Origin of the sequence: Streptomyces sp. NBC_00376 (assembly GCF_036077095.1) — a bacterium.
Taxonomy (GTDB): domain Bacteria; phylum Actinomycetota; class Actinomycetes; order Streptomycetales; family Streptomycetaceae; genus Streptomyces.
The window spans coordinates 94,228-108,454 of sequence record NZ_CP107960.1 but is presented as its reverse complement, the minus strand read 5'-3'; the positions used below and the strand labels follow the sequence as shown (position 1 = coordinate 108,454).

The 14,227-nt window shown below is 68.3% G+C and carries 13 protein-coding genes and 1 pseudogene; 6 read left to right on the top strand and 8 right to left on the bottom strand.

Annotated elements, in window-relative coordinates:
- Window positions 1-27 precede the first annotated feature (27 nt).
- Window positions 28-321: pseudogene (locus tag OG842_RS00560) on the top strand (integrase core domain-containing protein); the annotation flags it as partial.
- A gap of 231 nt (window positions 322-552) precedes the next feature.
- On the opposite strand, the gene OG842_RS00555 reads toward OG842_RS00560, so the two are convergent.
- The 3 genes from OG842_RS00555 to OG842_RS00545 all read right to left on the bottom strand — a co-directional run bounded on the left by OG842_RS00555 (window position 553) and on the right by OG842_RS00545 (window position 3,976).
- Entirely contained in the window at window positions 553-1,581 is a 1,029-nt protein-coding gene (locus OG842_RS00555) for an alcohol dehydrogenase catalytic domain-containing protein (protein ID WP_266726555.1), read from the bottom strand.
- Between the two features lie 130 nt (window positions 1,582-1,711).
- Window positions 1,712-1,981, bottom strand: a complete 270-nt coding sequence (locus OG842_RS00550) for a hypothetical protein (protein ID WP_266726554.1) — start codon at window positions 1,979-1,981, stop codon at window positions 1,712-1,714.
- 39 nt (window positions 1,982-2,020) lie between these two features.
- Window positions 2,021-3,976, bottom strand: coding sequence for a hypothetical protein (locus OG842_RS00545; RefSeq protein WP_266726553.1), 1,956 nt, complete (start codon window positions 3,974-3,976; stop codon window positions 2,021-2,023).
- A gap of 207 nt (window positions 3,977-4,183) precedes the next feature.
- On the opposite strand from OG842_RS00545, the gene OG842_RS00540 reads away from it, so the two are divergent.
- The 5 genes from OG842_RS00540 to OG842_RS00520 are packed head-to-tail and all read left to right on the top strand — an operon-like array spanning window position 4,184 to window position 10,101.
- Entirely contained in the window at window positions 4,184-5,533 is a 1,350-nt protein-coding gene (locus OG842_RS00540) for an ABC transporter substrate-binding protein (RefSeq protein ID WP_266726552.1), read from the top strand.
- A complete protein-coding gene (locus tag OG842_RS00535; protein ID WP_266726551.1) occupies window positions 5,530-6,456 on the top strand; it encodes a carbohydrate ABC transporter permease in 927 nt (308 codons plus the stop codon). Before OG842_RS00540 ends, OG842_RS00535 begins: the two co-directional genes overlap by 4 nt.
- A complete protein-coding gene (locus tag OG842_RS00530) occupies window positions 6,453-7,319 on the top strand; it encodes a carbohydrate ABC transporter permease (RefSeq protein ID WP_266726550.1) in 867 nt (288 codons plus the stop codon). The genes OG842_RS00535 and OG842_RS00530 overlap by 4 nt, the downstream gene beginning before the upstream one ends.
- A gap of 2 nt (window positions 7,320-7,321) precedes the next feature.
- Window positions 7,322-9,079 carry a glycoside hydrolase family 36 protein gene (locus tag OG842_RS00525; protein ID WP_266726549.1) on the top strand — a complete coding sequence of 586 codons (1,758 nt, stop codon included), beginning with the start codon at window positions 7,322-7,324 and terminating at the stop codon, window positions 9,077-9,079.
- A 23-nt stretch (window positions 9,080-9,102) separates the two neighbouring features.
- On the top strand, window positions 9,103-10,101 hold the full coding sequence (locus OG842_RS00520; protein ID WP_266726548.1) for a LacI family DNA-binding transcriptional regulator: 999 nt from the start codon (window positions 9,103-9,105) through the stop codon (window positions 10,099-10,101).
- A 349-nt stretch (window positions 10,102-10,450) separates the two neighbouring features.
- On the opposite strand, the gene OG842_RS00515 is transcribed toward OG842_RS00520, so the two are convergent.
- The 5 genes from OG842_RS00515 to OG842_RS00495 all read right to left on the bottom strand — a co-directional run bounded on the left by OG842_RS00515 (window position 10,451) and on the right by OG842_RS00495 (window position 14,226).
- Window positions 10,451-10,651, bottom strand: coding sequence for a hypothetical protein (locus OG842_RS00515; RefSeq protein ID WP_328512067.1), 201 nt, complete (start codon window positions 10,649-10,651; stop codon window positions 10,451-10,453).
- Window positions 10,652-10,848: 197 nt separating this feature from the next.
- Window positions 10,849-11,796 (bottom strand): sugar kinase, encoded by a 948-nt coding sequence (locus OG842_RS00510; RefSeq protein ID WP_323185678.1) that lies wholly within the window; start codon window positions 11,794-11,796, stop codon window positions 10,849-10,851.
- A gap of 50 nt (window positions 11,797-11,846) precedes the next feature.
- Entirely contained in the window at window positions 11,847-12,716 is an 870-nt protein-coding gene (locus tag OG842_RS00505) for an SMP-30/gluconolactonase/LRE family protein (RefSeq protein WP_266726545.1), read from the bottom strand.
- On the bottom strand, window positions 12,713-13,360 hold the full coding sequence (locus OG842_RS00500) for a bifunctional 4-hydroxy-2-oxoglutarate aldolase/2-dehydro-3-deoxy-phosphogluconate aldolase (protein WP_266726543.1): 648 nt from the start codon (window positions 13,358-13,360) through the stop codon (window positions 12,713-12,715). Before OG842_RS00500 ends, OG842_RS00505 begins: the two co-directional genes overlap by 4 nt.
- Window positions 13,348-14,226, bottom strand: a complete 879-nt coding sequence (locus OG842_RS00495) for a hypothetical protein (protein WP_266726542.1) — start codon at window positions 14,224-14,226, stop codon at window positions 13,348-13,350. Before OG842_RS00495 ends, OG842_RS00500 begins: the two co-directional genes overlap by 13 nt.
- Between the last annotated feature and the right edge of the window lies 1 nt (window position 14,227).

Here is a 14,227-nt window from a genome sequence, read left to right as displayed (position 1 = left end):
GTGTTGCAACGACCAGTTGAATCCGGTCAGTACAGCGCGGCCGCGTTCACCGAAGTCTGCAGCCGGCACGGCATCCGCCGCAGCATGGGCCGGGTCGGCTCGAGCTATGACAATGCTCTCGCCGAGTCGTTCTTCCAGGGCCTCAAGCGCGAGTAGCTCCACGGGAGGAGCTGGACCTCCAAGGCACAGACCCGGCTCGAGCTGTTTCGCCGGCTGTCGTACTACAACCGGCGCCGTCGGCATTCCGCGCTCGGCCACCTCACACCAGCCGAGTTCGAACAGCAACTGATCACGTCACCTACGCTGTCACTCGTTGCATGAAACCCGGTGTCCACTCCCGGGGATCAACCTCAGTCCCTGCAGGCCATCTCCGATCGGGAGAGAACCAGCCTGGCCGCCGTGCGTCTCGCCCTGCTGAAAGACGGCACCCAGCTCCGCCCTTCCGGGTCCTACCCGGGGCGTCCGAGGAGAAGGTGAGCGAGGTCCAGCGCTTCGGCCGACGGGCCGGAGGGAGACGTGGCCGCCCCCTTCCGGCCCGTGGTGTTCCTGGGGTCAGGGCTTGACGAGGACCTTGAGGGCCTTGCGGTCAGCCATGACCCGGTAGCCGGCCGGGATGCCGTCGAGGTCGGGGGTGGCGTCGAAGACCTTCCCGGGCTCGATGGTGCCGTTGAGGATGTCGGGCATCAGTTCCTCGATGTAGGCACGGACCGGTGCGGGCCCGCCGGCCAGGCGGATGTTGGGGCCGAAGAGGCTGCCGAAGCCGACCGGTGCCTCTTCGTACTGCGGTACGCCGACGCGGCTGATGACGCCGCCGGGGAGGACGACTCCGAGGGCCCGTTCGTAGGCGGACATGTGGCCGACTGCTTCGAGGACCACGTGTGTGCCGTGCCCGCCGGTCAGCTCGCGGACCGCTTCGATGCCATTCTCTCCGCGGCGGAGACGACGTCGGTGGCCCCGAATTCCCGGCCGAGGTTCGGTGCGTGCCTGGTGACGTCCCATGAGCATGATCTGGTTGGCGCCGAGCCACTTGGCCGAGAGCACGGCCAGCGGGCCGACGGCGCCGTCGCCGATCACGGTGACGCGGGTGCGCTCGTTGACCCCGCCCATGAGTGCGGCGTGGTAGGCGGTGCCGAAGACGTCCGAGAGGGTCAGCAGGGACGGGAGGAGGGCCGAGTCCGGCGCGACGGGGAGCTTGACGAGGGTGCCGTCGGCGAGCGGGACGCGGATCGCTTCGGCCTGGCCGCCCTCTTCCGGCTCGCCGTCCCAGAAGTTGGCCTGTGGGTGGGCGCAGAAGGTGTGCAGGCCCTCGCGGCAGAACTCGCAGGTGTTGTCTGAGATCGCGAAGGGGGCGACGACCAGGTCGCCCTTCTTGACGGTGGTCACCTCAGAGTCGGTGGCTTCGACGATGGCGATGAACTCGTACCCCATCCGGGCCGGGCCGTCCTCGGCCTTCATCGAGGCGTAGGGGTGCAGGTCGCTGCCGCAGATGCAGGATCCAGTGATGCGGACCAGTACGTCGGTGGGCTGTTTGAGGACGGGGTCCGGGACGTTCTCGATCCGGACGTCGCCGGCGCCGTACATGAGGGTGGCACGCAGGGCAGCGAGCCCAGCCCCAGCGCCTCGCACATCTCCCGGGTCTTGACCGGCCTGTCGGACGCACCCGCGAACACCTGCACAATCCGCTGATAGTCGGCGGGCAGCACCTCTTGGCTCATCCCCTCGACGCGGTGCGGCACGAGCAGCATCCCGCCGGATCGGGCTCCACCACCGGATCGTCCCGCCTGCCGCCGTCCATCGCCTCGGCGTACTGGCCGAACATCACCTCCGCGGCCTCCAGCCGGGCCACCTCGACATCGAACTCGGCGAGCTCCCTGCCCAGCCGCTCGGCGCGATCGGCCAGCACCAGACACCCGCGCGCTCGTCGGTGCTCCGGATCGTCCGGGTGTACGAGGTCGCAGCCCATGGACTGCGACCTCGTCACCTCAAGCGCCGCTGCAGTACTAATTCATGACACTTTTCGTTACGAGACTTGCACAGTGACCTTCTGTCCGGGTGCGACGGACACCTTTGCGTAGGTGCAGGTCTTTCCGTTGACGGTCTTCGTCTTGGCTCTTTGGGGGACGCCGTTGACCTTGATCGTCGAGTGGCTGCCGGGGAAGCGGGCCTCCCACTTGTAGCGGGCCGAACCCGTGGCGTTGGTCAGGGTCGACTTGGTGGCACCGTCATGACGCAGGGTGAAGGTGTTGCCGCCGATCTTGATGTCCTTGATCTGCAGCCAGCCCATTCCGGCGGGCATGCGGGACTGGGTGCTCAGGGCGCGCCCCGGGGCGTTGGGCTGCACGCCCATGAGGCCCTCGACGGTCTGGCTCAGCAGGGTGTAGGAGACTTCTGGGTAGTCGCCGTTGGGGCCTTGCTTGGACACCGGGTGCTGGTCGTTCCGCTTGTCGTAGACGTACTGCATCCACTTCCAGGCCGTGTCGTTGTGCTCGTAGGCGAAGAAGGTGTCCGGCAGGTAGCTGATCGCCTCGATGTTGGACGGCTTGCCGCTGCCGCTGGCCTGCTCGTCGACATAGTCGAGGTAGGCGTCGGCGCGCGCCCCCGGATTGACGATCTGCTTCATGGGCATGAACCAGCTGTTCTCCTTGCCCCAGCCGGTGAGTGCCTTGCCGTCGGTGGTGTAGCCGCGGACCATGTCGTGCCCTGAGCCGGAGCCGCTCCAGGTGTCGTTGAAGTAGGCCTTGAGGCTGTCGGCCTTCTGCTGGAACTTCTTGGACAGGGTTTTGTCGCCCTTGGCGGCGGCCAGGTCGGACATCGCCCGGTACGCCTGGTACTGGGATCCGATGGAGTCCCCGGACTCGGCCAGGTGCTCCTCTCCGACCTCGTTGTAGCTGGCGGCGCCCGCGAAGATGCCCTTGCCGGTGCCTTCGGCGACACCGTTCGGCTTGTTGGCGTCGTGGAGTTCGACGAAGTCCTTGGTCGCGTGCTTGTAGAAGTCCCAGAGCGTGCCGTCATGGACGTAGGCGCTGTCGCCGCTCCAGCGGTAGGCGTGCTCGGCTTTCTCCACCAGCTCGAACGTGGCCGGGACCTCTCGGACGAAGGAGGTCGGGCTCCGGTAGTCGATCGAGAGGTATGTCTTGTTGTCGAAGTTGACGGCCCATACGGGGTAGTACTTGTGCTCGGACGTCGCGGAGCCGGCAAAGGCACGCAGCATGGCTTTGTTCGCGTCGTTCAGTCCGAGGACGGAGGCACCGGCGAGCTGGTGGGCCATGTCGCGTGAGTAGTAGGCGCTGCGATGCGCGTACCCGGCCCAGTAGGACGGGCCGTACGTCCCGGTGCCGGTTCCGGACCGGTTGCCCTCGTCGACGTTCAGCGGACCGGTCGTGCCGGGCATCTGGACCCAGCTGTTGGCCTTGCGCTTCGACCAGTTGAACATCTCGACGATTCTCGGGTCGGAGGACGAGATCTCCGGGTCGACCGGGGCCGCGGGGGAGACCATGATGTCGTCGGCGTTGACCCAGCTGCTGCCGGATTCGAAGGCGAGCTCCAGCTGGTCGCCGCTTTTCAGGGGCACCCGGCTGATCGTGTACCGGGCGTAGCCGGACCGGCTGGGCAGATCCACCGCACCGGCCTGCGCGCCGTTGACCTGGGCGACGAACCTTCCGCCCGGGCCGCCGGTGGCGATCCAGGCGGAGAAGTCGTACGTACCGTCACCGGACGCCGTGATGGTCTGCGCCACCTTGTTGCCGCTTCCGGCATCCAGGTACGCGAGCTTTGCGCCACCGTGCGGTGCGTTGGTGGCGACTCCGGTGCCGGAAGTGAACGTCCAGCCCGTGGTGCCGTCCTCGAAGCCGGGATTGCTGAGGGCCAGCGCTGAGGTGGCTGCGATGGCCGGACTGCCCAGGGTCAGTGGTGTGAGCGGGGCGAGTGTGGCGAGTGTGGCTACGACTGCCAGGCGGGCAGGACGGCGATGCCTCATGGCGTACTCCAGTGCGTGGCTCGAGTGAGTGGCCGAAAGCTAGCAGCGGCGTTCGACGGGTTGCAATAGTCCTGCAAGCCTGCGATGCGGAATCGATCAGAAAGTTTTCAATCAAACATTGCAAGTGAGTCTGACTGGTTGCTAACTTCCCTGCAGTCGACCCGGAGTTCGGTCGATGTCCGAGCCGCATGCAGAGGTGGTCATCTCATGGACATGAGTCGTCGCAGAGTTCTTGGAGTGGGCGGCGCGCTTGCCGCAGGAGCAGGCCTCGGCGGCCTGACCGCCTGCTCCGGCACCGGCAGCACGGGCGCTCAGGGCGGCGATGTCGGTGACGCCACCAAGGGCTCCATCACGGTGTGGAGCTGGCAGGGTCCGGCGGCGGAGCTGCGGGCGCTGGTTCCGGCGTTCAACAAGAAGTACCCGGACATCAAGGTGACCGTGCAGGACATCGGGAACCCGGCGATCTGGGACAAGATCACCACGGGCATGGCAGCCGGAGGGGCGGGCCTCGCGGATGTACTGCACATAGGCGTCGACTACCTGCCCGGATACGTGGACCGCTTCCCGGGCCAGCTTGCCGATCTCGGCAAGCTGGGAGCCCACAAGTACCGGGATGCCTTCGCGAAGGGCCTGTGGGAGACGGTCTCGCCCAAGGGCGAACAGGTGAACGCGCTTCCGTGGGAGGCGAACTCGGCCGGGTTCTACTACCGTGCCGATGTCTTTGAGGAAGCCGGTGTCGATGTCGGAGCGCTCGACACCTGGGACGACGCGATCGAGGCCGGCAAGGAGATCAAGAAGAAGACGGGCAAGTACCTTCTGGGGATCGACAAGCCCGCCTCGCAGCAGGACTCGGCGAACTTCTTCCAGCTGCTGCTCCAGCTCCAGGGCGGCTTCTATTTCAATACTGACGGCGACATCACCCTCGATTCCGCCGAGGCCGTGCGTGCCATGTCGATCATCAAGAAGATGAACGACGCCGGACTCGTCAGCGACATCTCCGGCGGCTGGAACGCGTTGATCAGCTCGATCAAGAAGGGAACGGCGGCGGTCCTGCCGTGGCCGACCTGGTTCGGCGGCATCATCGAGGAGACGGTCCCCGACCAGGCGGGCAAGTGGGGTGTGCGTCTGCCCCCGTCCGTACGCCGCGGCGGGGCCACCGCCGCCACCGTGAACTCCACGCACCTGGCCGTTGCCGGTACCAGCAAGCACCAGGCCGCGGCCTGGAACTTCGTGGAGTTCGCGCTGACGCGGCCCGAGTCGCAGGTCAAGATCTACCAGGGCAAGGGGATCGCCCCGGCCCTGTTGAAGGCGTACGACGATCCGGTCTTCCACGAGCCGTCGAAGTTCTTCGGCGGCCAGAAGAAGGGTGAGATTTTCTTCGGTGCCCTCAAGGCGCCCTCGCCGGCGTTCAATTACACCTCCGACTATGCCCGAGCGCTCAAGGTGGTCACCGACGCCCAGACGAAGGTGCTGCTCAAGGGCGCAGACCCGGCCAAGGTGCTGCATGCGGCGGCGGAACAGCTCGCTTCCCAGACCGGACGCAAGGTCGCCCGATGAGCGTTGTCACTTCCCCGACCCGTACGGTGCGAACGGCGGGTGTGCGCGACTCCCGACCACCGCGCTTGAGCGCGCGCCGTCTCGCGCCCTACGCCTTCGTCCTGCCCGCCGTGCTGCTGTTCGCCGCCTTCAAGCTCTACCCGATCGGCTGGTCGTTCGTTCTCAGCCTCCACAGGACGGTCGACGGCGTCGACACCTTCGTCGGAGCGGACAACTACAAGCGGCTACTGGACGACCCGCTGTTCTGGACGGCACTGAAGAACACGGCAGTCATCCTGGCGGTCCAGGTGCCGATCATGCTGGCGCTCGCCACCGGCCTGGCCGTCGCGTTCAACTCGGCATTCCTGCGGGCACGCTCGGTGTTCCGACTGGGATTCTTCATGCCGATGGTCACCGGCCTCGTGGCGTACGGTGTCATCTTCTCCGTCCTGCTCAACGAGAAGTACGGGCTGCTCAACTGGCTGCTCTCGCTCGTCGGAATCGGCGAAGTACCGTGGCTGACTGATCCGCTGTGGGCAAAGATCTCCCTCGGTCTGGCACTGACCTGGCACTACACCGGCTACAACGCGGTGATTCTGCTGGCCCGCCTGCAGACCATTCCCAAGGAGCTGTACGACGCCGCCTCGGTCGACGGAGCCGGAGCCTGGCAGTCCTTCCGTCACGTGACCCTTCCGGGACTGCGTCCGGCGATCCTCCTCGCCACGGTGCTCTCCACCATCGGCACCCTGCAGATCTTCGACGAGCCGTACATCCTCACCCGCGGCGGCCCCGACAACGCCACGCTGACCATCGGCGTGTACCTGTACCAGAACGCCTTCACGTACTTCGACTTCGGCTACGCGTCGGCCATCGCCTACGTCCTTGCGGTGCTGATCGGAGTCCTCGGCCTGATCCAGTTCCGGGTCCTGGGAGACAAATCATGACGACCCCCGCACGTGGCGCCGCCCGCGCACCACGCACCGGCCTGCACCGCCCAGGCCGCGGCATCCTGCTGACCTCGGGGCTGGCCATCGTGCTCGCCGGCGTGCTCCTTCCCTTCTACTGGCTCGTCATCGCCAGCACCCACAGCACTGACGAGATCTTCGACTCCACGCCGCCGCTGCTTCCCGGCGGGGACCTCGGCAAGAACCTCTCCAGCCTGCAGGAGACCGCATCCTTCGGGCAGGTCGTGCTCAACTCTCTGCTCATCGCGGTCATCTACACAGTCTGCGCAGGAGCCGTCTGCACCCTGGCCGGCTACGCCTTCACCAAGTACCGCTTCAAGGGCCGTGACGCACTCTTCGGCATGCTGATGCTGGGGCTGGTCATCCCGACTCAGGTCACACTGGTTCCGCTGTTCAAGATGATGGCCGAGCTGCACTGGCTCAACACGTATCAGGCAGTGATCATGCCCAATCTGGCGCTGCCGTTCGGTATCTTCCTCATGCGCCAGTCGATGGCTGCGCTGCCCGACGAACTGCTCGACTCCGGCCGCATGGACGGCTGCGGCGAACTGCGTCTGTTCCTGCGGGTCGTCCTGCCGCCGATGAGGCCCGCCCTGGCAGCACTGGGCATCTTCCTGTTCCTCTACCAGTGGAACGACTTCATCTGGCCCCTGATCGTGCTGCGCGACAATGCCTCCCTCACCATTCCCGTCGCACTCGCCTCACTGCAGGGTGTCGACGACACCGACTACGGGGCCATCCTCACCGGAACGGCCGTCGCCGCCATTCCCATGATCATCGTCTTCCTGGCCCTTCAACGCCACTTCGTCTCCGGCCTGCTCGCCGGCGCTGTCAAGGAGTGATCGTGAGCACCCAGCCCACCGAGGCCGTCACCACCGCGGAACTGGCGCCCGCCACCTTCGAGCCACTGCTCGACACCGTGGAGATCGCCGTCCTGGCCCCGGGCACCGACCCCGCCTGGACACTGTCCGAAGTGCCCGGCGGCCTGAGAATGCTGCAAGTCGAAGCCCCCGGCTCACCGGTGGAGATCCGGCTCTCCGCCCCGCTTGGCGACACAGCCGGCTACTGGCACCCGAAGGCAGGCTGGAGCCGGACCCTGGTCGCCGACTGGGAAGGCAGGTCCAGGGTCAGCCTCATCGACGGCCTCGCCGCCGGCTGCCTCTACGACCACTCAGGCGCCACACTGCTCGCATTCGCCGCAGCCGACCCCGTCCCCGAGGTCGCCCTGCGCTTCGGAGTGTCCGAGGAGAACGACACCCACGTCGTCCACCTCGAACTGCCGCCTTCCACCACACCGCACCACATCCTCTTCGTACCGCGCAGCCCCTCAGTCGCCTCGGCCATGCGCCTGCTGCGAGGCTGGTACGAAAAGCAGACCCCGGCCGCCATGCCAGTTCCCGAAGCGGCCCGGCTGCCTCTGTACAGCACCTGGTACGCCTTCAACCAGCAGGTCGATGCGACAGCCGTCGAGCAGCAGGCCGCCCTCGCCGCGGACATGGGCTTCGGCACACTCATCCTGGACGACGGCTGGCAGCGTTTCGGCAGCGGCCGCGGATACGCAGGCGTGGGCGACTGGCTCCCCGACACCGACAAATTCCCCGACTTCGCCACACACGTCGCCCGCGTACGCCGACTCGGACTGCGCTACATGGCCTGGGTCGCGCCTCTGCTCCTGGGCCCCCGAACCGACTGCTACGAGCAATGGGCTTCCTACGCCCCGGCCCCCGCCAAGGTTCCCGGTGCTCACGTCCTCGACCCCCGCAACCCCGAAGTCCGCTCCCACATCGTCCGCCTGTGCGTCCGCCTGGTGCGCGCCTACGGTCTCGACGGACTCAAGGTCGACTTCCTCGACGAAGCCATGGCCTACGCAGGCGACGGCAGGGGCGATGTCGGACAGTCACTCACACTCCTGCTCACCGAACTGCGCACCGCGTTGCTCGCCGAGCGATCCGATCTGCTACTGGAACTGCGTCAACCCTACGTCGGTCCGGGCATGGCCGCGTTCGGCAACATGCTCAGATCCTTCGACTGCCCAGCCGACTCCACGGCCAACCGCGTCCGCACGATCGACACCACACTGCTCGCCGTTGGCGGTGTCGTCCACTCCGACCCCTTGCTGTGGGACACCGCAGCTCCCGCAGCGACCGCCGCACGGCAGCTCATCGGGGCACTTCACTCCGTTCCGCAGGTCTCCGTGCGCCTCGACGCACTCCCCGAGGACCACGCCGAAGCGGTCCGCTTCTGGCTGGCCCAGTGGCGCCGCCTGCGCCCCCAACTGCTCGACGGAACGGTCGAGCCCGGCCGCCCTGACGACCTCTACACCCTGGTGCAGGCCGGAGCGGACGGGGTGAACGTGGTGTCCGTGTTCAGCGACCGGACTGTACCGGTGCAGCCTGCGGTCCATCGCGAGACGGTCCTGATCAACGCGACTGCCGAGAACCGGCTGGTGCTGGAGGTCCAGGATGAGGGAGCGCAGGTGGAGGCCGAGATCCGTGATCCCTCCGGCCGTATCATCGAGCGAACCCGGATCACACTCACCCCCGGCCTGCACAACCTGCCAGTGCCGAACATGGGGCTGGCTCTGATCCGGAAAACCGCATGACCCTGCCAGCGAAAAGGGGACGAATGAAGGTCGGCATCGTTGAGATCGCTGCCCGGGCGGGTGTGAGCGAAGCCACCGTCAGTCGGGTCATCAACCGGCGTCAAGGAGTGGCGACGAAGACCAGGGACGCCGTCGAAAAAGCCATGGCAGAACTCGGCTACGAAAGGCCCGTGGAGGGCCAACTGGTCACGGTGATCACCGAGCACGTCTCCAACCCCTTCTTCGCCGACGTCGCCGAACGCATCGAGGCGGCACTGGCACCACACGGACTCAAGGCTGTGTTGTGCCCGGCGTTTCCCGGAGGGGTCCAGGAACGGGAGTTCATCGCTTCGATCATCGACAAGGGCATCGCGGCCGTCGTGTTCCTGTCCTCGTCCAACACCGTGGAGGGTGCCGACACCGAAACGTACGAGATGCTCCGCTCCCGACGCATCCCGTACATCGGTGTCAACGGGGGGTTCGCCGACAATGTTCCCGCGCCCGTCTTCTCCACCGACGACGCACTGGCAGCCGAACTGGCCGTGGACCATCTACACCGTCTCGGCCACCGCGCCATCGGCATGGCATCCGGGCCAGCCGGCAACCTCCCGGCCGACCGGCGTGTGCAGGGCTTCCTCGACGCCATGGCCAAACGGGGCAGCCAGGACGCCGAACGCTGGGTGATAAGGCAGTCCTACACCGTCGAAGGCGGTCAGGCAGCCGCGCATACCCTGCTACAGCTCGGTGCCACTGCCATCGTCGCCGCCAGCGACTACATGGCCCTCGGCGCGATCCGCGGCATCCGACGGCAGGGATTCTCGGTCCCTGAGGATGTCTCCGTCGTGGGCTACGACGGCTCCATGATCACGGAGTTTGTCGATCCGCCCCTGACCACCGTGAGGCAGCCGGCCGACCGGCTCGCCCTCGAAGTCGGCCGCAGCGTCCTGTCGCTCGTCAGCAACCGCGAAGTACCGACGGGAGAACTTTTCTTCGACCCCGAACTGGTGATCCGCTCCACAACGGGGCCCGCGCTGCACAAGTAACTTGGGACCGCTACGGACCGCGCTGACACCAGCCCGGCATCCGACCGCAAAGTGGCCGATTCCTGCCACAACGCGAGGGCCCCCGGCGGGAGTTGGCGTGTTTGTGAAGAACAACCAGCCTGTCGAGGGCTCTCAGGATGCTGTCTACCAGGTTCGCCTTCCGGTTCGAAGTCGACCATCGACCTTGCCGCCGACCTGATACGCAAGCAGCTGGGAACCCGCTGCCGCAAGGTTGCCCCGGGATCCAAGCGATCACCGTGCTCGCCGTTCACTTATTAGAGCAGATGTTCGAATTGTGAGGCCGAGTCCCCACATCACCAGGTGAGCTTCGTGTGGTCGGGTAGCGGTGTCAGTAGATCCCGGCTGTGGTCCAGGCCGCGCGGATCTGCTCGTAGGCGGTCTGGACGGCGGTGTCCTGCGGTGTGCCGAGGGCCAGGGCGGTGGCAAGCGTGCGGACGGCCGGGATGTCGAGCAGCAGAACGGCAAGCACGCGGCCGAGCCGGCCGACGATATCGGCGGGGGACTGGGGCGGGTGGCAGTCCTCGCCCACTTCCCGGAGCAGCTCACCGAGCCCGGCGGCATCCGGTTCCCCGTCCTGCGCCTGCTTCAGGGCGGAGAGAGGCGTGCGGCCCTGGAATCGGACTTTCCAGGATCGTGTGCTTGATGCCGCGTCGGCGCAGGTGGCGGCGGCAAGGCCCGTTGCTGTACGCCTTGTCGGAGGTTCAGCTCACTGGGCGGATCGCCGGGTCACCCACCTTCTGCCCACTCCTCAGGCGCCGCGTCGAGTAGCTCGGCGAGGCGGGCGCGGTCCGGCAGCGGGCCGTGGTCGCCGGTCACCCGCAATGCGGCACCCGCCGTCAGATGCCCCAGCCGCAGCGCCCGTACAGGTTCCTCGCCGCGCAGCAGCCCGGCGAGGAACCCAGCCGCGAACGCGTCACCGGCGCCCACCGGTTCGATGACTTCGACCCTGGGAGCGGGCACGGTGTGGACCCTGGGGCCGTCGAAGGCGGTGGCGGCCCGTGCACCGTCCTTGACGACGAGGACGGGCGGTTGTGGCAGCAAGTCCCGTACGGCGAAGGCGTCGGCCAGTCCGTCTCCCCACAGGGCCTGTGCCTCGTCGAGGCCCACGAACGTGATGTCCGCCCGTCGGGCGAGCCCGAGCAGCACGGTGGCCGCCGCACCGTCCGCCCACAGAGCGGCCCGGTGGTTGACGTCGAAGCTCACGGGGCACGGGCGTTCAGCAATGTCGGGCTCGAGCAGCGCGGTGACCAGGTCCCGGCAGCCTGCCGAGAGCGCCGGGGTGATGCCGCTCAGGTGGATGAGGCCTGCGGAGCGCACGGCGTCGTCGTCCATGAGGTCCGGGGTCAGGGCCGAGGCGGCGGAGCCGCGGCGGTAGTAGTGGACCCGGGTGCCCTCGGTGCCGGGGTCCTTGACGAGGAGTCCGGTCGGGCGGTGCGGGTCGGTGCGTACGCCGCTGATGTCGACACCGGATGCGGCCACCTCGGCGCGGATCCGGTGTCCGAACGGGTCGTCACCGAGCGCGGAGACCCAACGGGCGGGCACCCCGTGGTCGGCGAGGTACATCGCCACGTTGGACTCGGCGCCCGCGATCCGGATCCCGAGCAGACCGGCGCCGTCCAGCGGGGCGGCGGGTTCGGGGATCAGCGCGGCCATGGTCTCACCGATACAGGTCACCGGTCCCGTCACCGGCCGCCGGCCGGTTTGGCGGGACGTGCGAATCGCCGTCACTCGGCTCTCCCGGGGTGGTAAGCACACGTGGGCAGACCCCGGACGCCGACCCGGGTGGTGAAGACCGCACCGTCCAGCGGTCCGGGTGCAGCGAGACCGTGCCGCGCGCTGGTGACGTACAGGCCGTCCCCGTCGAGGCACAGCCCGGCAGGCTGCGTCGCAGGAATTCGGATCTGCCGGTCCAAGGTGCCGTCGGCGCGGTAGCGGTGGACGGTGCCGGTGCCCCAGACCGCAGTCCACAGGGCGCCCTCGGCGTCCACCGTCATGCCGTCGGGGCTGCCGTGGTCGAAGACGGCGAAAGTGTCCGGCGTACCCGGCAGCCCGGTGTCCGGGTCGACCGGGTACCGGCGGATGATGCCCTTGGCGCTGTCGGCGAGGTACATCACGGTGCCGTCCGCACAGAATGCCGGGCCGTTGGGAACGGTGAGGCCGTCCAGCACTCGGATCACCGTGCCGTCGTGGTCGACACGGTAGAGGGAGCCCGCGCCGTCCTCGGCGTCGTAGGCCATGCTGCCCGCCCAGAACCTGCCGTACGGGTCGGCGGTCGCGTCGTTCATCCGCATGGCCGTGGCGGCCCCGTCCTCGGGGCGCGCGAGCCACTCGGTCCGCCCGTGCGCGGTGATCAGGCAGACACCGGTGCCGGCGGCCGCGATCCAGGTGCCGGGGCGTGCGTGGACGGGGGAGACCGCGCCCAGGGGCACGGACAGCCGGGCGAGTTGCGTCAGCGGAGCTGAGCGGTCTGCGGGTCCGGCCAGCAGCCGCCCGGTGAGGATGTCGACGAGGACGATGCCGTCGTCGACCGCGCGTATTCCTTCACCGAGCCCGAGCCGGTCCTGCCAGCAGACGGCCGGTGTGCCGGCGGTCATCGGCCGGCGTCCGTGGGGGCGGCGGCGCGTACGGCGTCGCGGAACGCGCGCGCCCGCTCGCGGAGTGCTTCGAGGCTGCCGCCGTCGGCCGCGTCGCTGATCAGCGGCGAGCCGACACCCACCGCGGTAGCCCCGTGCGCGAGATAGGCCCCGGCCGCGTCGGCGTCCACCCCCCCGACCGGCACGAACGGCGCGTCCGGGAACGGGCCCTGCAGTGCCCTCAGATATCCGGGGCCACCGGCCTGCGCCGCGGGAAAGATCTTGAACGCGTCCGCACCGAGCCGCCGTGCGGCGACGATGTCGGTGGGGGTCATCACCCCCGCGAGGACGGGCAGCCCGAGGCGCTCGGCCTCCGTGACGGCCTCGCAGACGGCAGGGGTGACGACGAAGCCGGCTCCCGCGTCCCGCACCGCGTGTGCGTCCTCGGCGGTGAGGACGGTGCCCGCACCGAGCGGTGCACCGGGGCCCAGCGCGGCGCGGGCCCGGCGGATGACGTCGAGTGCGTCCTTTCCGCTGAGAGAGACCTCGATGAGCGGGAGGTGCTCCTCCGCCAGGGTCAGTACGGTTCTGAGCGCGGCGTCCGCGTCGTCGCCGCGCACGATGGCGACGATCCGGTGGGTGCGCAGCGCGGTCAGCAGATCCACGTGTGAGTTCCCTTCCTGTCTGTGTCTTCCGGTGCCGTGTCGGTTTCCGGCTCCGTCTGTGGCGCTGGTTGTGTCCACGGCTCCGGTGCCTGCGCAGCCAGGGTGAGACGCCAGCGGACCTCGCCGCTGTGCGGAACGCACGCGGCGTCCCCGTCCCGCGCGGCCGCCAGGTCGAAGACCCGGCCGAGCATGGGCTCGACCCCTACGGACCGGTACGGCACCTGCTCGGGGAAGCCGCCGAGGTTGCGCCACAGCGCCACGGACACCGGCTGGCCTTCGGCCTCGACGGCCATGCGCAACGTGGCCGCGCCGTCGCGGACGTACACCTGCGGGGTGTCGACGATGGCGCCGACGGCCGTCCCGTCATCCGGCCCGAGACGGTCGAGCCCTTCCGTCCGCCCGGGCTGCGACGGCCAGGAGCAGGGAATCCACCGGGCGCCGCTGTCGGGATAGAAGCGGGTCGGCGTGCCGTCGCTGATCCCGATATGGGCCTGCTCCGAGAGATCGAACAGCGCGTGCGCGGCCCACAGGAAGCGGTAGCCGGGTTCGGCCGTGAGCCGGTAGTCGGCCACTGCGCCGCCCCCGTCGCTGCGAATCCGGCGGCTGAGCCGGAAGTCCGGGCAGTCGACGGACTCGGTGCCATCGGCCCACTGCCAGGGCCGGGTCCAGGCATCGCCGTGGTCGGGTGTGCCTCGTACGGTCGGTACGCATTCCTCCAGTCCACCGGCGTCGGCGAAGGCGTCACCCGGAATGGCACCGGGGCGGCGTGGCTCGTCGCGGTGCCAGAGCCATTCGCGTCCGGCCGCCCGCAGGGACGTCCACCGTCCGCCGTGGGCCGGGTCGGTCTCGATCAGCAGCGGAGTCATG

Excerpts from the sequence above, each read along its gene's own strand:
- OG842_RS00555 (WP_266726555.1), bottom strand. The coding sequence starts at position 1,581 with ATGTACGGCGCCGGCGACGTCCGGATCGAGAACGTCCCGGACCCCGTC.
- OG842_RS00545 (WP_266726553.1), bottom strand. The coding sequence starts at position 3,976 with ATGAGGCATCGCCGTCCTGCCCGCCTGGCAGTCGTAGCCACACTCGCC.
- OG842_RS00540 (WP_266726552.1), top strand. The coding sequence starts at position 4,184 with ATGGACATGAGTCGTCGCAGAGTTCTTGGAGTGGGCGGCGCGCTTGCC.
- OG842_RS00535 (WP_266726551.1), top strand. The coding sequence starts at position 5,530 with ATGAGCGTTGTCACTTCCCCGACCCGTACGGTGCGAACGGCGGGTGTG.
- OG842_RS00530 (WP_266726550.1), top strand. The coding sequence starts at position 6,453 with ATGACGACCCCCGCACGTGGCGCCGCCCGCGCACCACGCACCGGCCTG.
- OG842_RS00520 (WP_266726548.1), top strand. The coding sequence starts at position 9,103 with ATGAAGGTCGGCATCGTTGAGATCGCTGCCCGGGCGGGTGTGAGCGAA.
- OG842_RS00505 (WP_266726545.1), bottom strand. The coding sequence starts at position 12,716 with ATGACCGCCGGCACACCGGCCGTCTGCTGGCAGGACCGGCTCGGGCTC.
- OG842_RS00495 (WP_266726542.1), bottom strand. The coding sequence starts at position 14,226 with ATGACTCCGCTGCTGATCGAGACCGACCCGGCCCACGGCGGACGGTGG.